General features: G+C 70.5%; 21 protein-coding genes. 8 read left to right on the forward strand and 13 right to left on the reverse strand.

Annotated features, from left to right (window positions below):
- The first annotated feature begins 680 nt into the window (after positions 1-680).
- Positions 681-953, forward strand: a complete 273-nt coding sequence (locus ACFE8Y_RS09905; RefSeq protein WP_375464220.1) for a hypothetical protein — start codon at positions 681-683, stop codon at positions 951-953.
- 95 nt (positions 954-1,048) lie between these two features.
- Here ACFE8Y_RS09905 and ACFE8Y_RS09910 read toward each other — a convergent pair whose 3' ends face one another.
- The 8 genes from ACFE8Y_RS09910 to ACFE8Y_RS09945 form a co-directional block, all read right to left on the reverse strand.
- A complete protein-coding gene (locus ACFE8Y_RS09910) occupies positions 1,049-1,537 on the reverse strand; it encodes a DUF3368 domain-containing protein (protein WP_375464221.1) in 489 nt (162 codons plus the stop codon).
- 3 nt (positions 1,538-1,540) lie between these two features.
- Positions 1,541-1,804 carry a UPF0175 family protein gene (locus ACFE8Y_RS09915; protein ID WP_375464222.1) on the reverse strand — a complete coding sequence of 88 codons (264 nt, stop codon included), beginning with the start codon at positions 1,802-1,804 and terminating at the stop codon, positions 1,541-1,543.
- A gap of 649 nt (positions 1,805-2,453) precedes the next feature.
- A complete protein-coding gene (locus ACFE8Y_RS09920; RefSeq protein WP_375464223.1) occupies positions 2,454-3,119 on the reverse strand; it encodes a nitrile hydratase subunit alpha in 666 nt (221 codons plus the stop codon).
- Entirely contained in the window at positions 3,112-3,411 is a 300-nt protein-coding gene (locus tag ACFE8Y_RS09925) for an SH3-like domain-containing protein (protein WP_375464224.1), read from the reverse strand. The genes ACFE8Y_RS09920 and ACFE8Y_RS09925 overlap by 8 nt, the downstream gene beginning before the upstream one ends.
- Complete coding sequence (locus ACFE8Y_RS09930; RefSeq protein WP_375464225.1) at positions 3,411-3,719, reverse strand: nitrile hydratase; 309 nt, start codon at positions 3,717-3,719, stop codon at positions 3,411-3,413. The genes ACFE8Y_RS09925 and ACFE8Y_RS09930 overlap by 1 nt, the downstream gene beginning before the upstream one ends.
- Before the next feature lie 10 nt (positions 3,720-3,729).
- Positions 3,730-4,545 carry an ABC transporter ATP-binding protein gene (locus ACFE8Y_RS09935; protein WP_375464226.1) on the reverse strand — a complete coding sequence of 272 codons (816 nt, stop codon included), beginning with the start codon at positions 4,543-4,545 and terminating at the stop codon, positions 3,730-3,732.
- A complete protein-coding gene (locus ACFE8Y_RS09940; protein ID WP_375464227.1) occupies positions 4,542-5,537 on the reverse strand; it encodes an ABC transporter substrate-binding protein in 996 nt (331 codons plus the stop codon). Before ACFE8Y_RS09940 ends, ACFE8Y_RS09935 begins: the two co-directional genes overlap by 4 nt.
- A gap of 14 nt (positions 5,538-5,551) precedes the next feature.
- Positions 5,552-6,370 carry an ABC transporter permease gene (locus ACFE8Y_RS09945; RefSeq protein WP_375464228.1) on the reverse strand — a complete coding sequence of 273 codons (819 nt, stop codon included), beginning with the start codon at positions 6,368-6,370 and terminating at the stop codon, positions 5,552-5,554.
- A 93-nt stretch (positions 6,371-6,463) separates the two neighbouring features.
- On the opposite strand from ACFE8Y_RS09945, the gene ACFE8Y_RS09950 reads away from it, so the two are divergent.
- The 3 genes from ACFE8Y_RS09950 to ACFE8Y_RS09960 all read left to right on the forward strand — a co-directional run bounded on the left by ACFE8Y_RS09950 (position 6,464) and on the right by ACFE8Y_RS09960 (position 11,270).
- Complete coding sequence (locus ACFE8Y_RS09950; protein WP_375464229.1) at positions 6,464-7,180, forward strand: GntR family transcriptional regulator; 717 nt, start codon at positions 6,464-6,466, stop codon at positions 7,178-7,180.
- A gap of 590 nt (positions 7,181-7,770) precedes the next feature.
- Entirely contained in the window at positions 7,771-8,574 is an 804-nt protein-coding gene (locus ACFE8Y_RS09955; protein WP_375464230.1) for a Crp/Fnr family transcriptional regulator, read from the forward strand.
- Between the two features lie 5 nt (positions 8,575-8,579).
- Positions 8,580-11,270: a PAS domain-containing protein gene (locus ACFE8Y_RS09960; RefSeq protein ID WP_375464231.1), complete on the forward strand. Its 2,691-nt coding sequence runs from the start codon at positions 8,580-8,582 to the stop codon at positions 11,268-11,270.
- Positions 11,271-11,333: 63 nt separating this feature from the next.
- Here the strand turns inward: ACFE8Y_RS09960 and rimM are convergent, their stop codons facing one another.
- From rimM to ACFE8Y_RS09980, 4 genes are all read right to left on the reverse strand, one after another.
- The gene (gene rimM / locus ACFE8Y_RS09965) at positions 11,334-12,002 is read right to left on the reverse strand and encodes a ribosome maturation factor RimM (RefSeq protein WP_375464232.1); all 669 of its coding nucleotides are present in this window, start codon (positions 12,000-12,002) and stop codon (positions 11,334-11,336) included.
- 194 nt (positions 12,003-12,196) lie between these two features.
- Positions 12,197-12,556: a 30S ribosomal protein S16 gene (gene rpsP / locus ACFE8Y_RS09970; protein ID WP_375464233.1), complete on the reverse strand. Its 360-nt coding sequence runs from the start codon at positions 12,554-12,556 to the stop codon at positions 12,197-12,199.
- Positions 12,557-12,666: 110 nt separating this feature from the next.
- A complete protein-coding gene (gene ffh / locus ACFE8Y_RS09975) occupies positions 12,667-14,229 on the reverse strand; it encodes a signal recognition particle protein (RefSeq protein ID WP_375464234.1) in 1,563 nt (520 codons plus the stop codon).
- A 5-nt stretch (positions 14,230-14,234) separates the two neighbouring features.
- Positions 14,235-14,447, reverse strand: coding sequence for a glutathione S-transferase (locus tag ACFE8Y_RS09980; RefSeq protein WP_375464235.1), 213 nt, complete (start codon positions 14,445-14,447; stop codon positions 14,235-14,237).
- 295 nt (positions 14,448-14,742) lie between these two features.
- Between ACFE8Y_RS09980 and ACFE8Y_RS09985 the strand changes: the two genes are divergently transcribed.
- The 3 genes from ACFE8Y_RS09985 (at position 14,743) to ACFE8Y_RS09995 (ending at position 17,089) form a co-directional block, all read left to right on the forward strand.
- On the forward strand, positions 14,743-14,910 hold the full coding sequence (locus ACFE8Y_RS09985) for a hypothetical protein (RefSeq protein ID WP_375464236.1): 168 nt from the start codon (positions 14,743-14,745) through the stop codon (positions 14,908-14,910).
- 146 nt (positions 14,911-15,056) lie between these two features.
- A complete protein-coding gene (locus ACFE8Y_RS09990) occupies positions 15,057-15,584 on the forward strand; it encodes an ATPase (RefSeq protein WP_375464237.1) in 528 nt (175 codons plus the stop codon).
- A gap of 416 nt (positions 15,585-16,000) precedes the next feature.
- Positions 16,001-17,089, forward strand: coding sequence for a Rieske 2Fe-2S domain-containing protein (locus tag ACFE8Y_RS09995; protein ID WP_375464238.1), 1,089 nt, complete (start codon positions 16,001-16,003; stop codon positions 17,087-17,089).
- Between the two features lie 30 nt (positions 17,090-17,119).
- Here the strand turns inward: ACFE8Y_RS09995 and ACFE8Y_RS10000 are convergent, their stop codons facing one another.
- Complete coding sequence (locus ACFE8Y_RS10000) at positions 17,120-17,860, reverse strand: class I SAM-dependent methyltransferase (RefSeq protein ID WP_375464239.1); 741 nt, start codon at positions 17,858-17,860, stop codon at positions 17,120-17,122.
- Positions 17,861-17,935: 75 nt separating this feature from the next.
- On the opposite strand from ACFE8Y_RS10000, the gene trmD reads away from it, so the two are divergent.
- Positions 17,936-18,682, forward strand: coding sequence for a tRNA (guanosine(37)-N1)-methyltransferase TrmD (trmD, locus tag ACFE8Y_RS10005; RefSeq protein WP_375464240.1), 747 nt, complete (start codon positions 17,936-17,938; stop codon positions 18,680-18,682).
- Positions 18,683-18,694 lie beyond the last annotated feature (12 nt).

Below are 18,694 nucleotides of genomic sequence, written 5' to 3' on the forward strand. Positions count from 1 at the left end.
CGCGACCGACGATGCACTAACTTCGTACCTGGGCCACCAGATGGGGGCAGGTCAAAAACACATCTCGCTACGCTCTTCGGAATTTACGCCTTTCCTTTTCCCTTTTGAATTTTGACCACTCTTAAAAACAAAAAACTGACTTCTATTTCTGCGACACGCTTCCAAATTCTTATTGCCTGCGCAGCTTCGGATTTTCCTTTTATCGTTTTCGACACCGATTTTTCGGTCGCCACAACACTGCGTTTTCCCAACAGGACGCTATCTCAAACCTATCGGCTTGATTTCTCGATAGCCTCGTCACTCGATTGCCGGTGAAGGGTTTTAGAGCCGCGTCGAAATGGGAATGCGCGGCGACATCGAATACGCGGACTGCCTTCCTCGGATACGGGGTGCATGCGTGCATGCACCCCTGCCCGTTGGCGAAACCGGGGCGGCAAGGCGCAAGGGCAATCCGCGCGAAGGGTGCGGGCGCAGCGAGGCGTAGCCGAGCGAGCCACGGTCGTGCGGATTGTCCTTACGCCGCGCCAGGGGCTAGCGCCTTGGCCGCGTCGGCGGCCATGCAAGACGCGTGAGCGATCGTCGTCCGTCAGAGCGGAGACGCGGCATGCGGCTCCGGGCGCAGCCCAGAGCGCGGCCCGCAGGGACAAGTCCACGGCAGCACGGCACGCAGAAGCCCAGCGATGGCCGATCCTTCAATCCGCCTTGCGCTTCCGGCCTCGCCGCTGGCGGATCGGTGGTATTTCGCCATTTCTCATGAGAAGTGTGCGGCGGGCCCTACAGGCGGTCACGATCCGCATGACGGCATGTTGCTCAGCCTTGGGCATCCGACATCCGACCCGATAACGCGCGATCAGGCGGTTCAGGCGATGCCGTTCGATGGCCGTCATACCGAACTGGCGTGGATGAGCGCAGATGGCGACGCACTGCCAATGCAGGTCGCTGGAAATCGCTGAGCCGGATGAAGCAAGGAGCGTCATCAATCCACAATGTGGCCGAGTTTCGTCAAGTTCTTCTTACTTATTGAACGGCATCGCTGAGCCGCCGTTAATTAATCCGGCGCGATGCCGTGCTTGGCCAGAATGGCGTCGATAAGATCGGGTCGGCAACGAAAGCTAGTCTTGCGCAGGCGCGCAAAAGCATCAGCCAAATCGATCAGCCCGCGCCGCGCAGCCAGATCGAGCAGGCCGAGCGTTCCCGTCACGGCGAATCCCTTGCTGCGCGCAACCGAAACCCCGGTGCGGTCGTCCATCAAGATTAGGTCGGCATCCAGCGCGAGCGCCAGCAGGATGGCCGCGCGTTCGCCCTCGTCTAGCGCCTGCAATCCGGTATCCCATCCGGTCACAGCCGGGCGGATCATGAGCCAGGGCGGGGGCGCGGCGATCCACACGCGGACGAGGGCCGGGGTTTCGGAGTGGCTCAATTCTGCTTGTACGGCTTCCGGTATGAATACGGCCTCGAACAGAGTTGGCAGGATCGACGCGTGGCCGATCAACACCAGATAGTTCAGCGGCCCTGTGTCGGCGACGACAGCCCGCACGCGTTATAGGCCGAACTTGGCAAGGTCCGCCTGCTCGCGCGCAAAATCCGCAGCGTCATCGGGTTCGTAGATAGCCCGCGCCTTCAGGAAGGCATCGAGTGCGGCATGGGTGGCGAAACCAAGCATGCGGCGCAGTTCGGGATGGGTCAGCCGACCTGCGCGGTATTCCTCGGCGGCGAGGGCTTCAAGCGCACGCCGCTCGATATCGGTGCCGCCAGCGCTGAGCCGCTGGGCCAGATCGTCGGGAATGGACACGGACAGATTCATCGCTTCATTGTAGCTTAAATGCACCTATGGAGCAAGCATCAGATATATAAGGGATATCCGGTTTGCAATGGCGCGACCTTCGATCCCCCGCGTCAAGAGAGTCCCGTCACCCCGCGTACCGCTTCTTTCAGGTCGGCCAGCGACCGTTCCCGGCCTCCGGCAGCTTTTTCAAGCCTTGCCGATACGGGTGCGAACGACAGCGTTCTCAGACATGAAACACCTCTCTATGCAGACGCGGTACGTGGCTCAGGGCACACAGCCCAGAGCGCGGCTGATAAGGACACGCTCAACATCGCTCATAGCCCGCGCGACGCGAACGGTGGTTAATCCGCCGCCTTCGGATTTGAAGTCCAAAGTCGTTTGAATTGCTCGAAATTACTACGGATCTCAGCGCTCGGTGCCAAGCAGATAGTTCTGTACGTATTGATGAACCCCAGCCATCGATGTCAGCCCGCTCGGTCCGTGACTCAGCGGGCTTTTTCATACCCGGCGCCAATTCATACCCGGCGCCAAGCCACTTCGAATTGCAACACGGATGAAACACGAGACAGCCCGTCACGGGGAGCTTCATCCGCCACGCTGACGGCGCTCCTCGTGGGCGGCTTCCGCTGGTTCTGTGCAGCGGGGTGGAGAGTGCGCTCGGCCTGGATCAAGCCTGGACGACGGCCGTGCCGATCAGGACGTCGCGGGTCACGAGGCCCGGAAGATCCGCCTCGTCCCGGTCGCGGAGTCCGGGCGGCGGCATCGGCAGGACGAGGTAGCGCATGTCCGCGTTGCTGTCGTGCACGCGGACGCGGACGTGGAGCGGGATGTCGAGGCCGAACTCGCGCAGGACGGCGCGCGGCTCGCGGACGGCGCGGGCCCGGTAGGTCTTCGAGATGTACCAGGACGGCGGCTGCCCGAGGATGGAGCGCGGGTAGCAGGAGCACAGGGTGCAGACGATCAGGTTGTGCGCCTGGGCCGTGTTCTCGACCACGACGATCTGCGCCTCGCCCACCTTGAGGCCGAGTTCGGCGGCCGCCGACTTGCCGTCGGCGAGCAGGCGCGCCTTGAAGTCCGGATCGGTCCAGGCCCGGACCACGAGGCGCGCGCCGAGGTGAAGACCGGGCGCGTCGAGCTTGGCGATCTCCTGCTCCACCTCGCCCGGCGCGAGCAGGCCCTTGGCCACCAGGAGAGCCTGCAGGGCCTCCGTCAGGCGGGCGGCCTCCGCGTTGCCGGCCCCGGTCTCGACGACGAGGGCGTCCTGCGCCGTGTAGGAGGTCCGGGCCGGCAGGGGACAGGGCAAGGGGCGGGGGTCGGTCGTGGGCTCATCCATGGGCCGTCTCCGCGGCGGCGTCGATCCAGTGCTCGTAGAGTTCGATGACGAGGGTGTCCCCGGGTGCGCCGTCGTAGTCGGCCCACAGGTCGCCCTGCCGGAACTCGACCCGGTAGCAGGCCACGACCCGCCCGCCGGCGTTCCCGACCGCCAAGTCCTCGGGGTTCAGGAACAGGCCGCAGAGCTGCACCACCGTTCCGGTGCGGCCCCGGACGTAGTACGGGGTCCGGACATGGCCTAGCTTGCCGAGATCCAGCACGCGGACCCGCTGGCCGACCTGGAAGCGCGCCATCAGGGCTCGGGAGCCCGGCCGGAGGCCTGCAGATGCGCCTCCAGTTCCGCGCGCGTCACCACGCCCTTCTCCGCGAGGACATCGATCATCGCTTCGAGGCGCCGCCGGTAGAAGGACAGGGATCGATACGTCTCGGAGCCGAACGATTCGAAGCCGCGGCGCATCTCGTCGAGGCTGACGATGCGCCGCGTGCTGTCGCCGAGGAGGTTGCGGATGGCCTCGACGCGCCTCTCCCAGTCCAGCCAGGGCAGGTCGAGCCGCGGGATCGGCCCCGCCGCCTCGCCGCCGATGTCGTGGTAGCCGCGCATCGTCGCCTCCTCAGCTTTCCCGCACCGCGGCCTGGAAGATCGCCAGCGCCTCGGCCTTCAGGGCGATGAAGCCGGGCTCGATCGTGGAGGCCGGCACGCGCGGGCGCGCCACCGGCACGTCGAGGTAGGCGGCGATGCGCGTCGGGCGGCGCGTCAGCAGGAGGAGCTTGTCGGCAAGATAGATCGCCTCGTCGAGGTCGTGGCTGACGAGGAGCGTGGTGGTGCGGGTCTCCGCCAGCACCTTCTGGAGTTGGTCGCGCATGGTGAGCGTCATCTCGTAGTCCAGCGCCGAGAACGGCTCGTCCAGGAACAGCACCTCCGGCTCGGTCACGAGGGCGCGCATGATCGAGACCGTCTGCTGCTGGCCCCCGGACAGCTCGTAGGGATGGCGATCGAGGTCGAACTTCAGGTCGAAGCTCGAAACGAGTTGCGCGATGCGGCGCGCCTGCTCCGTCGGCGGCACGCCCATCAGCTTGAGCGGGTAGGCGACGTTGTCGCGGGCACGCATCCAGGGGAAGAGCGCCTCGCGGTAGTTCTGGAAGACGTAGCCGATGCGCGCCTGCGCCACCGTCCGGCCGTCGAACAGGATCTCGCCCCCGTCGATCGGCAGGATGCCGGAGATCATGTTGATCAGGGTGCTCTTGCCGCAGCCGTTCGGGCCGAAGACCGAGACGATCGCGCCGCGGGGCAGGTCGAGGTCGAAGCGGTCGTAGACCGGAACGCCCTGGAAGCGCTTGACGAGGCCGCGGACGGTAATGTGCGGGTCGGGCGTCGCAATCGCCGCACCTGCGGCGGGCGCGACGCGCGGGAGCGGAGCCGCGCTCACAGGCCGATGTCGCCCCTGTCGAGCATCACGTCAGCCACGCGCATCGGCGTCTTCAGGACGCCCTGGGCCGCGAAGATGTCGACGAGCGCCTGGTACGAGGCGAGGTCCGTGTCGTTCAGGTCGGCGTAGGGGCGCAGGTAGGGCTGGGCCACCACCGCCACTTGGCCGGCCTTGATGGCGGTGTACTTGGGCAGGATGCCGCGCAGGCGCGGGAAGTCGCCCTCGGCGAGCCGGGTCGCCTCGTCGAGGGCGAGGACGACCTTGCGGGCCGCGGCCGGACGCTCCTTGAGGAACTTCGTCGTCAGCACCGAGACGCCCGAGTAGAACGGATCGGCGATCGCCCCAGCGCACGCGTTCGTCACCGCGCGCTTGGCCTCGCCGATCGCCGTCGCGATCGAGCCGACGGGTTCGAGCGACAGGGTCGCGTCGGCGCTGCCCGAGATCAGGGCGGGGACCTGGAGCCCGACCGCGAGTTCGACCAAGCGCACGTCCTTGTCCGGATCGAGCCCGGCCCTGCGCACCATGTGGCGCGAGATCGTCCGCCACTGGATGCCCGGCAGGTGGCCGAGGGTCCGGCCGCGCAGGTCCGCGAAGCCGGCGATGGCCGAGGCTTCGGGAACGATCAGCCCGTCGTTGATCCGCCCCACCTTGATGCCGCCGCCCTGGAGGCCGAACACCTTGAAGGTCCCGGGGAACTTCTCCTCCGCCAGCACCGTGATGCCGGCGGCCGTGCCCGGCGCGCCGACCTCGGCGCGATCGGAGACCAGCGCGTCGATGATCTGGTTGGGCGCCTCGAACCGGACCGCCTCCACCTCGATCCCCATCTTCTCGAAGAGCCTCTCCTCCTGGGCGACGTAGAAGGCCGTGGTCTGCATGATCGGGAGCCAGGCGATCACGACGCGCTCGCGAGCCTGCGCCAGGGCGGGGGCGGCCGCGGCGAAGGCGCCGCTGAGGGCGGCGGCCGTGAAGGTGCGGCGGGTCAGCTCGGTCATCGCGGCTTTCCGTGTCATCGACCGGCCCAGTGGACGAGGCGGCGCTCAAGGGTGAGGAGGAGGAGGTTCAGGGCGTAGCCGAGGGCGCCGGTGAGCAGGATCGTGCCGTAGAGCGCGGGCATGTCGAAGGTGATCTGCGCGTCGATGATCCGCTTGCCGAGGCCGCTGTCCGAGCCGATGAACATCTCGGCGACGATGATCACCACCAGCGCGAGGGACACGGCGGTGCGCACGCCGACGAAGGTCTGCGGCAGCGACTCGTAGAGGGTCACGTCCCGGAACACGCGCAGCCGCGAGGCGCCCATCACCCGCGCGGCGAGCCTGCGCGTGGGCCGCGCGTTCATCACCCCGTAGGCCACGTTGAAGAGGATGATGAGGAAGGCCGAGAAGGCCGCGACGGCGATCTTCGAGACGTCGCCGAGCCCGAGGACGATCATGAACAGCGGAAACAGGGCCGTGGCCGGCATCGAGCGGAAGAAGTCGATCAGGAACTCGATCGACCGGTAGACCCGCCGGCTCGACCCGATGACGATCCCCGCAGGAAGGCCGAAGCCGATCGCCAGGACGAAGGCTTGGAGCGTGCGCAGAACGGTCTGGCCCAGGTCGAAGGCGAGATCCCCGCTCGCTAGGCCCGCCGCGACAGCCTCGATCGTCCGCACCGGCGAGGGCAGCAGCTTGCCGGTCACGAGACCCGTCGCGTGCACGAAGGCCCAGACCAGCACGAGGACGAGCGGGCCGATCATCGTCTCCGCCCAGGCGGGCAGGCTCGGCGACGCGAAGCGGCCGGATCGCGGCGGCGGCGCGAGCACGGTCGCCGGCTTGATGGCTGGCATGCGCATCTCCCGGAGGCGCGGTTAGGTACACGCCGGCCTTGGCAAGAGGCATGCCAATTGCATGCAATCCTTGAAGTGCATCGGGAGCGGACGTTGGCGGAGCGAGCGAGCAGGGCCGCGGCTGCGCGGGTGAACAGGGCGCCGACGCGGGCCGACCGGCTGGCGGCCGAACTCTCGCGCGAGATCCTGGAAGGCCACACCGCCCCCGGCGCCCGCCTCGACGAGCACGCGCTGGCACACCGGTTCGGCGTCTCGCGCACGCCGGTGCGGGAGGCGCTGAAGCGTCTGGCCGGGCTCGACCTGATCGAACTGCGGCCCCATCGCGGGGCCGTCGTCGTGGACATGCCCGCGAGCCGGGTCTGCGAGCTGTTCGAGGCGCTCGCGGAGACGGAGGCCGTCTGCGCGGGGCTCGCGGCGCTGAAGATGTCGTCGCTGGAGCGGGAGGTTCTCGCGGACCTGCACGCCGCTTACTGCGCGCTCATCCCGGCCGGGGAGCCGACCCGGGTCGCGACGGCCAACCGCGCGTTCCACGAGACCATCTACGCGGGCGCTCACAACGGCTTCCTGGCCGATCACGTCGTCGCCCTGCGCAAGCGCCTCGCCCCCTTCACCGCGGCGCAGTTCCGCCTGACGGGCCGTCCTCCCGACAGCGCGCGCGAGCATGGTGCGATCGTATCGGCCGTTCTCGCGCGCGAGGGGCAAACGGCCGCGGATGCGGCGCGGCGTCATGTGATGATCGTGGGGCATGCCTGGGCCCACTGGTCGCAGACCCAGGCCGTATCGGCCTCACGCGTCGACGTTGCTGCATGAGGCCGTGGCGCGTCGCATCCGTCGATTGCATACAAAGAGGGCATGATGGGGTGCTGGACGAGTTCCTGATCGACGTCCGCCGATCCTGAAGTCGGCAGCGTGCTGAGTACGACGGCCGGGTTTCAGGGCTTGGCGGGGTCTGCGTTCGTCTTCTCCAAGTGTGATCGGCGTGCGCGCTGCCGATGGCGCCTTCGCCGGAGGGATCAGCGCAGGATTGCGGCGGTTCCGAGAGCCGGGAGACCGAGACGGGCGGCGCTGTCAGTGCGGTCCGGCCTGTGACCGCGCATGGACCCGCCGACGATCTTTGCGCGTACGGCATCTCGGTCGAGCCAGCCCTCTCCGGTCGGCCGCCGGGTGATGAGCCGGATCGTGCTGGGGAGCCACCCGGATCGGATGGGGACGCGATCGGGCTCGCGGACGGAGCCCGACACGCTGGCAGGCGGCCGTGGGGGGCCCCGATCAGCGTTGTGCGCCCTTGCATCACCACCACAATTCCGATCAATTCCCGCGCAAGTGTCGACTCGTGAACGGACGGCGTGCTTCGGCCGCGCTATGGCTGCACTGTTAAGACAGACGCGAACCCGTCCATCATGGCCGTCACCCCCGCCCAGTCGTTCGGCCGGAACCTGCTCCTGCGGGCGCTTCAGCCCGCCGACCGCGCCCTCATCGCGCCGCACATGGAGCAGGCGGAACTCGCGCGCGGGGTAGTGCTGTTCGATTCGGGCGAACCGGTCTCGCACGTCACCTTCCCGTGCGACCGCACCGTGACGACCCTGGTGATCACCATGCGCGACGGGCGCACCGCGGAGACGGCCACGGTCGGCCGCGAGGGGGCGGTCGGCGGCGTCGTCAGCCAGGGCTACCTGCCGGCCTACAGCCGCGCCGTGGTGCAGATCGGCGGTCCGGTCCTGCGCCTGGAGGCCGGCCGCCTGCAGACGGCCAAGCACGCCTCGCGCCCCTTGCGCAACCTGTTCACCCGCTACTCCGACTGCCTGCTCGCGCAGGTGCTGCAATCGGTGGCCTGCAACGCTCTGCACCCGATCGAGCAGCGCGCCGCCAAGTGGCTGCTGACCCTGCACGACCGCCTGTCGAGCGACGTGCTGCCGATCACGCAGGACGTGCTCGCCGAGATGCTGGGCGTGCGGCGGACCTACCTGTCGGGGGTGCTGCGCGGCCTGCACGAGCGCCGGATGATCGAGGTCGCCCGCGGGCGCGTCACGATCCTGGACCGGAGCGCCCTGGAGCGGGCGGCCTGCGAGTGCCACGGCCGGGTCCGGCGCCACTTCGAGGACGTGCTCGGCGCGGTCCACCTCGACGACGGCACCCTGATCGCCGTGGACCCGACCGCCGCCGCGCCCCCGTCCGGCGCGTCGGCGCGCGGGAAGGCGGCCTGACGGGCATGAGCGCCGCCCCGATCCCGGACCCGCAGGAGGATGCGCGCCTCGCGGCGCTGGCCGAGTACGACATCCTCGACACCCCCGCCGAGAGCGGGTTCGACGACATCGTGCTGCTGGCGACCCAGGCTTGCCGGACCTCCGTCGCCCTGGTCAGTTTCGTCGCCCGGGACCGGCAATGGTTCAAGGCCCGGATCGGCTTCGATCCGTGCGAGACGCCGCTGTCGCAGTCGGTCTGCGCGCACGCGCTCGGCCGGGACGAGCTGCTGATCATCCCCGACCTGACCCTCGATCCGCGCACCCGCGACAACACCCTCGTGACCGGCGAGCTGCGGATTCGCTTCTATGCCGGCGCGCCGCTTCGCACGCGGGAAGGCTTGGCCGTCGGCACCCTGTGCGTGATCGATACCGAGCCGCGGCCGGAGGGGCTGACCGCCGACGAAGCCAGCGCGCTCGCGGCGCTGGCGCGGCAGGTCATGGTCCAGCTCGAACTGCGCCGGGCGATCGAGAACCGCGAGCAGGCGCTCGCCGCCCGCGCCCTCGTCGAGGAGCAGATGCGGCTGGCCGTCGACGCCACCGGCATCGGCATCTTCGACTTCGACCTGAGGAGCGGCGAGCTGCGCTGGGACGCGCGGGTGCGCGCCCTGTTCGGCGTTCCGGCACGGGGACCCGTCACCTACGCAGAGACCTACCTCGGCGGCGTCCACCCCGACGACCGGGCGCGGGCCGACGCCGCCGTCCAGGCGGCCCTCGACCCCGCCGGCACGCGGGTGCTCGACATCGACTACCGGGTGATCGCGGCCGATACCGGCGCCGAGCGCTGGCTCTCCGCCCGTGGTCAGGCCATCGTCGAGGACGGGGTGACCATCCGCTTCATCGGCAGCGTCCGCGACGTGACCGGGGACAAGGCCGCCGACGCGGCGCTGAAGGCGACGGAGGAGCGCTATCGCCTCGCCGCGCGGGCCACCACGGACGCGATCTGGGACTGGGACCTCGTCGCCGACCATGTCCACTGGAACGAGGCGCTGACGCTGGTCCACGGCCACGACCTCGCCACGATCCCGCCGACCGGGGCGTGGTGGCTCGGGCAGATCCACCCCGAGGATCGCGACCGGGTCGCCCGCGGCATCCAAGCCGTGATCGACGGCGGCGGCGAGACCTGGACCGACACGTACCGCTTCCGCCGGAGCGACGGCAGCGATGCCGCCGTGATCGACCGCGGCTACCTGATCCGCGACGACGCCGGCCGCGCCGTGCGGATGATCGGCGCGATGCTCGATGTCACCCGGCAGAACGAGACCGAGCAGCGCCTGCGCCGGAGCGAGGAGCGGCTGAGCCTCGCCTTCGAGGCCGCCGGTGCGGTAGGCTGGTGGGACTGGGACATCCCCAACGACCGGCTCGTCGCCAACGAGATGTTCGCCGAGCTCTCCTCGGTCGATCCGGCGGAGGCCGCCGCGGGCACGCCGATCGCCCGCTACGTCGCGGGTATCCACCCGGAGGACCGCGACTGGGTCGGCGCGCGGATCGCCGAGGCGGTCGAGACCGGCGGCGAGTTCGCGGAAGAGTACCGTCTGTGTCGGGCCGACGGCGCGGTCCGCTGGGTCTACGCCCGCGGACGCTGCTATCAGGACGCGGACGGGCGGCCGCTGCGCTATCCCGGCGTCGCGGTCGAGATCACCGAGCGCAAGCGCACCGAGGCCGCGCTCGCCGCGAGTCAAGCCCGCCTCGACACCATCCTCCAGACCATGCCGGTCGGCCTCCTGCTGGCCGAGGCGCCGAGCGGCCGCGTCCTCTTCGGCAACCCGCGGCTGGAGCGCATCCTCGGCCATTCGGTCCTGGAGGCCGCCGGCCTCGCAGGCCACGACGCCTACCATGCCGACGGGCGATCGGTGGCGCCGGATGAGCATCCGCTCGCCCGCATCGTCGGCGGCGGCGCGGACCACGCCGAGCTGGAGGCGCATTACCAGCGGCCCGACGGATCGCGGCGCTGGATCGAGATCATCGGCGAGGCGGTCAAGGACGCGGCCGGCACCACCGTCGGCGCCGTGATCGCAGTCAGCGACATCGAGGACCGCAAGCGCGCCGAGGCCCAGCAGGACATCCTCCACCACGAGCTCGGCCACCGCCTCAAGAACACGCTGGCCCTCGTCCAGGCGATCGCGGCGCAGACCCTGCGCAACGTCACCGACGTCGAGGCGGCCCGGGAGGCGCTGTCGGCGCGCCTCGTCGCCATGGGCAAGGCGCACGACATCCTGCTCTCGGGCCCGAGCGAGAGCGCCGGGATGGAGGCCGTGCTGCGTGGGGCGCTGAGCATCCACGACGACGACGGCGGGCCGGCACGCTTCCGGCTCGCCGGTCCCGACCTCGCGGTCGGCCCGAAGGCGGCGCTGTCGCTCGCGCTGATGGCGCACGAGCTGGCCACCAACGCGGTCAAGTACGGCGCCCTCTCGGTGCCGGACGGGAGCGTCGTCCTGCGCTGGGAGGTCGAGGGGGAGGGAGCCGACGCCCAGGTCCACCTGCTCTGGCGCGAGCAGGACGGTCCGCCCGTGGCCGAGCCGACCCGCAAGGGCTTCGGCACCCGGCTGATCGAGCGTGGCTTGGTCGGTGCGATCGGCGGTGCGGTGGTGCTGTCCTACCCCGAGACGGGGGTGACCTGCACCGTGACGGCGCCCCTCGGCGGTCTGGCGGAGGCGTGAGGCCGTCCCGCGCATCCACTCCGGACCGCGCGCGGTGCGCGGCGGGTCCGGTCGCACGCCCGCTCAGCCCGGATCGTCGGCGGGCTTCGGTCCGGCGGGGACGAAGAAGTCCTCCGGCGGGGCGAGGACGACGCGCCCGGCGGCGATGTCGAGCCCCGGCACGAAGGCCCGGGTGAAGGGCAGGAGCGCGGTGGCGCCGCCGGCCGCGGGGCGGATCTCCAGGAGGTCGCCGCCGCCGTAATTGGGCACGGCGACGATGGTGCCGAGCACCGCACCGGCCGCGTCGACCGCGTCGAGCCCGACAAGGTCGACGGCGAAGACCTCGTCCGCATCCTCGACCCTGCCGAGGCGGTCGCGGGGGACGTAGAGCAGGGTGCGGGCCAGGGTCTCGGCGCCGTTGCGGTCGGTCACGCCGCGGACGCGCGCGACCAGCAGGTCCGGCGCCGAGCCGGGGGCCGGACGCACGGAAACGAGCTCGATCGATCGGCCGTCCGCGGTCGTGAGCGGGCCGTAGCCGGCGATTCCCAGCGGATCACCGGTGTAGGATTTCAGCCGGACCTCGCCGGTGAGCCCGTGCGCCCGCCCGAACTCGCCCATGAGAACGAGGCTCGGATCGGCGGGCGCCGGGGCCGGCTTCGCCGGGTGGGCGGGCCGCGGCGAGGTTTTCGTCTCCGGCGCAATGGCGCCGCGGCGCGCGCCGTCGCCGCGGGAGGGGCCTGCGGGACGACGCATGGTCGAGCGCTCCTTGATCGATGACGGTCCCGATGAGAATCCGTGTCGGCGCAACGAGGCCCCCTCTCTCAGGGGGAGAGGGATGGGGTGAGGGGCGTGCCGCATCCGGTGAGTTCTCATCCCTCATCCTGTCCCTCTCCCGCTCGGGAGAGGGGACCCGCGCCTATCCGGGTCCGTTCGCAGGCCGGCCCCGTTCAGGCCGCATCCTCGGCGGGCTTGGCGGCCTTCTCCGCGCGCTTGGCGGCGCGCTCCTTGGCCTTGTCACCGGGCTCGGCCTTCTGCGGGTTGTTGCGGACCGGGCGCTTGGCCAAGCCCGCGGCGTCGAGGAAGCGCAGCACCCGGTCGGTCGGCTGCGCGCCCTTGGCGAGCCACGCGGTGATCTTCTCGCCTTCGAGCACGATGCGGGCCGGGTCGTCCTTGGCCTTCATCGGGTCGTAGGCGCCGACCTTCTCGATGAAGCGGCCGTCGCGGGGTGCGCGGGCGTCGGCGACGACGATGCGGTAGTACGGGCGCTTCTTGGCGCCGCCACGGGTGAGACGGATTTTCAACGACATGGTCTGTTCCTGAGTGTTGATGGGGATGAGGCGAATGGCGAATGGAAAGTGGCGAATGGAAAGACCGGAGCCTTCCCTACTCGCCATTCGCCATTCGCCATTCGCTCAAGTCACTTCTTCTTCCCGAACGGGAAACCGCCGAGCCCCGGGAGGCCCGGCCCCTTCGGTCCGCCGAGACCCGGAAGGCTCGGCATCTTCCCGCCGCCGCCGAGACCCGGCGGCATCGCCGGCAGCTTGCCGCCGAACTGCTTCTCGAGCTGCGCGATCTGCTCCGGCGTCGGCTCGGGCATCCCCGGCGGCAGACCCGGCATGCCTCCAGGCGTGCCGCCGCCGAGCCCGAACATGCTTCCCAGCGCCTGCCCGATGCCGCGTTTCCCTGAGCCCATTGCCTTCATCATGTCGGCCATGGTCCGGTGCATCTTCAAAAGCTTGTTCAGCTCCTCGACCTTGGTGCCGGAGCCCGCCGCGATCCGCTTCTTGCGGCTGTTCTTGAGGATGTCGGGGTTGCGGCGTTCCTGGGCGGTCATCGACGAGATGATCGCGCGCTGACGCCGGAACATCTTTTCGTCGAGCTTGGCGCCCTCGACCTGCTTCTTCATCGCGCCCATGCCGGGCAGCATGCCCATCAGGCCACCGATCCCGCCCATCTTCTCCATCTGGGCAAGCTGCATCGACAGGTCGTCGAGGTCGAACTTGCCGCGGCGCATCTTCTCCGCGGTGCGGAGCGCCTGCTCGTGGTCGATGGTCTCGGCGGCCTTCTCCACGAGCGAGACGATGTCGCCCATGCCGAGGATGCGGTTGGCCACGCGCGCGGGGTGGAACTCCTCCAGCGCGTCGACCTTCTCGCCGGTGCCGACGAGCTTGATCGGCTTGCCCGTCACCGCCCGCATCGAGAGCGCCGCGCCGCCGCGGCTGTCGCCGTCCATGCGGGTCAGCACGATGCCGGTGACGCCGAGGCGCTGGTCGAAGGCGCGCGCGGTGTTGACCGCGTCCTGACCGGTGAGCGCGTCGGCCACCAGCAGCACCTCGTGGGGCTTGGCCGCCGCCTTGACCTCGGCGGCCTCCGCCATCAGCGCCTCGTCGACCGTGGTGCGGCCGGCGGTGTCGAGCATCACCACGTCGAAGCCGCCGAGCCGGGCGGCGTCCATGGCGCGGCGGGCGATCTGCACCGCCGACTGGCCGGCCACGATCGGCAGGCATTCCACGCCCACCTGCTTGGCGAGGATCGCCAGTTGCTCCATCGCCGCAGGCCGCCGGGTGTCGAGCGAGGCGAGCAGCACCTTGCGCTTTTCGCGATCGGAGAGCCGGCGCGCGATCTTGGCGGTCGTCGTGGTTTTTCCAGAGCCCTGCAGACCCACCATCAGGATCGGCACCGGAGCCGGGGCGTTCAGGTCGATCACCGCGGCGTCGGTGCCGAGCATGGCGACGAGCTCGTCGTTGACGATCTTGACGACCATCTGGCCGGGCGTGACCGACTTGAGCACGACGGCGCCGACCGCCTTCTCGCGCACCGCCTCGGTGAAGCCGCGCACGACCTCGAGCGCCACGTCGGCCTCCAGCAGCGCGCGGCGCACCTCGCGCATGGCGGCGGTGACGTCGGCCTCGGTCAGGGCGCCGCGGCGGGTGAGGCCGGAGAGGATGCCGGACAGGCGGTCGGAGAGGCCCTCGAACATCCGGATTACTCGGCCACGCCCGAGGAGGCCGCGCGGCGCGCCTGGAGGGCATCCTCGAAGGCGCCGACCGCGCGGGCGAACTTGTCCCGGCACTCCGGATTACAGAAGCCCACCACCGCGCCGTTGTAGAGCGTCAGCGCGTCGGCCGAGACCGGACGGCCCGACCACGGGCAGGCGTCGTTCACGGCGTCCTCGATGCGCAGGGCGGCAGGCGTCATGGCTTCCTTCGTCTCGGCGTGCGTCAAGGACGGCCTGTGAGAGGCGCCAACGCCAACGCCGAGCACGCCCGAGGGCGCGCACGCGCTGTCGGGCGTTGGCCTCCGGCCTCGCGGGCCGGTCGGCTCTCGGAATCGACGATGTCGCGTCGGATCGGAGCCCGGGCGATACGGGGGGCGGCCGCGGAAGTCAAATCTTCCGGAGGACTCCGCCGGGGTTCGGACGCGGACCCGCGGGCCTCGCCTTTTGCCCATCCCCTCCCACTTCGAAGGATCAGGCATTCAGCGGAGCGGGCGCATGGCATTCGTATCGGCCACGATCATGGAGGAGGGCAAGGCCGCCAAGATGCGGGGCGAGCCCCTGTCGGCCGATCCCTACCCGGTGGGCTCCCAGGAGAGCGCGGACTGGCTCGAAGGCTACACCTTCGACGAGGCCGAGCAGAACTTCGACGAGGACGACGCCTGACCGTCCGTCCTGCCGCAAGGCCCGCAGCCCGCGGCGGATGTGCGGGAGACCAACATTCCCGCGATCGGATGAGAGCGCGGCGTTAACCTTTACCGATCGTTAAGCATGTTCCGGCTCAATCGGCCTCGATCGCTGAGGACACCTCGATGTCGGACCCTGCCCGCCACCTTCCACTCCACGAGACGGGCGGCCGCCCGACCCCGGGCCCCCTGCGCGACTGGCTTGCCGCGATGAAGGCGCACGCGCCGGCCTCCCAGGCCGAGCCCCGCCCCGAACCCAGAACGCAGCGGATCGAGACCCAGCGCGCCGAGGCGCCCCGCGCGCCCGAGCCCGCGTGGTCGCCCCGCCTCGTGCAGGCGGAGACGCCGCGCCTCAGCCCGGAGGCCGAGGACGTCTCGGAGCTGATGGCCGAGAACCTGATGCTGAAGGCCAAGCTCCGGATCGAGGCCGAGCGCTACGGCGAGTTGCAGGCGCTGCTCGCCCAGGAGATCCGCGACCTGCGCAACCACGTGCAGATCGAGATGAACGCCCTCCAGGAGATCCGGGCCGAGCGCGAGCACTTCCGCGCCGAGCGCGACCAGATCCGCGAGGAATTGGACGAGACCCGCGAGGAGCGCGACCTCTGGCGCGCCCGCACCGAGGCGCTGGCCCAGCCGCTTTTCCAGAAACGATAACCACACGGCGCGTCGAGCCCGCAGGCGGCCTCGACGCGCCGTCCCGAAACGCCGAAGGACCGCCCGATAAGGGCGGCCCTTCCATTGCCGAACCGCGGTCCGGCCGAAACTGTCCCGAGTTGGACGACTCAGATGCCCTTAGAGACAGGCACCGGAGGCGACGGTCCAGGTCCGGTAAGCCGAAGACAGCGGCTGATGACAATGAGACACTGGATCACCTCCTTTCGTTCGTTGCTGGGAGGCCGAACGTAGGAGGCTGAGCCGGCCCTGTGAAGCCCCCCGCCTGCGTTGTCTCGCCGCTGTCCGGTACGAAGGCGGCGCATGCCCGGCAAGAGGTCCCCCGGCAAGAGGTCCGCGGCTTTCCCCGCCCCACCACAGAGCGTATGAGGGCGGCCCCGAAGCCCGGCGATCCGTCCATGTCCGCCTCACCGCTCGCCGCCCTGCGCGACCCGGCCGCCGACGAGGCCCTCGACCCGGACGCAATGCGCCGGCCGCTGCCGGACGCGTGGTACTGCGTCGGGCAGGCCCGCGCCGTCTCCGGGAAGACCCTGCGGGCGGTGGAGATCAACGGCGAGCAGATCGTGCTCGGGCGGGACGCCGCAGGCAGCCTGTTCGCCCTGCGCGACCGCTGCCCGCACCGGGGCATGGCCCTGTCGAAGGGCCGCTTCGACGGCGCCGCGCTGACCTGTCCTTTCCACGGCTGGCGCTTCTCGACCGACGGGCGCTGCCGCGACGTGCCGACGCTGTCCTCGCACGATGCCGCCGACTTCTCGAAGATCGCCGTCCAGCGCTTCCCCGTGCGCGAGAGCGCCGGCTTCGTCTGGCTGAACCCCAACCTCGGGGCTCCGGGCGAGGTCGCCGCGGTGCCGGAGCTCGACTTCGCGCCGCTCGGCGCGCTGGTGGTGGAACTGGTGGTCAAGGCCTCGTTCGACCTGACGACGCTCAGCCTCGTCGATCCCGGCCACGTCGCCTTCGTCCATGATTCTTGGTGGTTCCGCCCCTCCAAGGATCTGCGCGAGAAGCGCAAGACCTTCCGGCCGGTGCCGCACGGCTTCACCATGTCGAGCCACGCGACCACCACGAGCTCGCCGGTCTACCGGCTGCTCGGCGGCGCGCCCGAGGTCGAGATCGAGTTCCGCCTGCCCGGCATGCGCCTGGAGCGGATCACGGCGGGCGCGCGACGGCTGGCGAACTACACCTTCGCGACGCCGCTGACCGCCGACCGCACGATGCTCACCAACGCGCTGTACTGGAACATCCCCGGCCTCAACCTGCTCAAGCCCATCGCCCGCCCGCTGATGCGCCAGTTCCTCACCCAGGACCAGCAGGTGCTCCAGCACGCGCAAGGAGGCCTCGACCGGAAACCCACCATGGTGCTGTTCGGGCAGGGCGACCTGCCCTCGCAATGGTATTTTCGCCTGAAGCGCGAGGCGCTGGAGGCGGCGCGCGCCGGGCGCCCGTTCGAGAACCCGCTGGAGACGCGGGAGCTGCGCTGGCGCTCGTGAGGGCGGGGCGGGTGCAGGCGGGGCGCAGCCCTATCCCGGCGCGGCGCGCGTCGCCTCGTCCTTGCACGGCCTGATCGCGCCCGGGTCCGGCCGCGCGTCAGGTGCGGGCGCCTCGAAGATCGCGAGGTAGCCCACGCCACCGTCGAGCACCGAGAACCCGGTCTCGCGGTAGCCCGCCGCGGAGAGTTCGCAGCGCAGGAGCTTGGGCGGCGTGCCGTGGCGGGAGGGGATGTCGTCGGCGTCGACGATGCCGACCCGGCCGCCGGGCTTCATCGCGGCGGCGAGGTTGTGCAGCAGGCCGAAGGGCTGCGTGATCTCGTGGTACATGTGCACCAGGATCGCGGCATCCACGGACGCCGGCACCAGCCGCGGATCGTGCGGCTCGCCGCGCACGACGGTGACGTTGGAAAGCCCCGCCCGGCGCAGGCGCCGCTCCAGGTCAGCGAGGTAGAGGGGCATCACGTCCTCGGCGAGCACGCGGCCCCGAGGGCCGACGACGGGACTCAGCCGGGTCACGTAGTAGCCGCTGCCGGCGCCGACGTCGGCGACCGTCTGGCCGGCGGTGAACCGCATCAGCCGCGCCACCTGCCCGAACTCGTCGGCCTTCTCGCGGTCCCGCTCCAGCGCCCACTGCGCCGCGATGATCTCGGCCACCGGCCGGTCCGGCCGCGGGAAGACCGCGGCCGGGGCGCCGGGCGGCCCCAGCGGCTCGGCGGCCTGCGCGGCCGTAGCAAGGGCGAGGGCGAGAAGGGCGAGGAGCGGTCTGATCATCGAACCGCAACGCGCGGGGCGAGCCGCCGGTGCCGCGGCGTTGACCGCGCAGGCCCGCGGGCGCCATCAAGCGGGATGACGGCACCCTTCGCGCCCTGGCGGGCGACGATCCTCACCCTCTATCCCGAGATGTTCCCGGGGCCCCTCGGCCTGTCGCTCGCAGGGACTGCGCTCGCGCGCGGGGCGTGGGGTCTGGAGGCCCGCGACATCCGCGAGCACGGGATCGGCCGCCACCGCAGCGTCGACGACACCCCGGCGGGCGGCGGCGCCGGCATGGTGCTGCGCTGCGACGTGCTCGCGGCCGCGATCGACGCCGCCGCGCCGGTGAACGACCCGCGCCCCCGCCTGCTGATGTCGCCCCGCGGAAAACCGCTGACGCAGGCGCGGGTGCGGAGCTTGAGCGCGGGCCCCGGCGTCATGATCGTGTGCGGCCGGTTCGAGGGGGTCGACGAGCGGGTGATCGCGGGGCGGACCCTGGAGGAGGTCTCGATCGGCGACTACGTGCTCTCGGGGGGCGAGATCGCCGCGATCACCCTGGTCGACGCCTGCGTGCGGCTGCTGCCGGGCGTCATGGGCCACGCGGCCTCGGGGACCGAGGAGAGCTTCGAGGGCGCGTCCCTCGAATACCCGCACTACACGCGGCCGCGCGACTGGGAGGGCCGGGCGATCCCGGCGGTGCTCACCGGCGGCGACCACGGCGCCGTCGCCCGCTGGCGCCGGGCGGAATCGGAGCGGATCACCCTTGAGCGCCGGCCGGACCTGATCGCGCGGGCCGCGCGAGACGAGGACGGGGACGGCGGGGGCGAGGAAACGCGGCGCTGATCGGCGGGCCCT

Origin of the sequence: uncultured Methylobacterium sp. (genome assembly GCF_964242245.1) — a bacterium.
Taxonomy (GTDB): domain Bacteria; phylum Pseudomonadota; class Alphaproteobacteria; order Rhizobiales; family Beijerinckiaceae; genus Methylobacterium.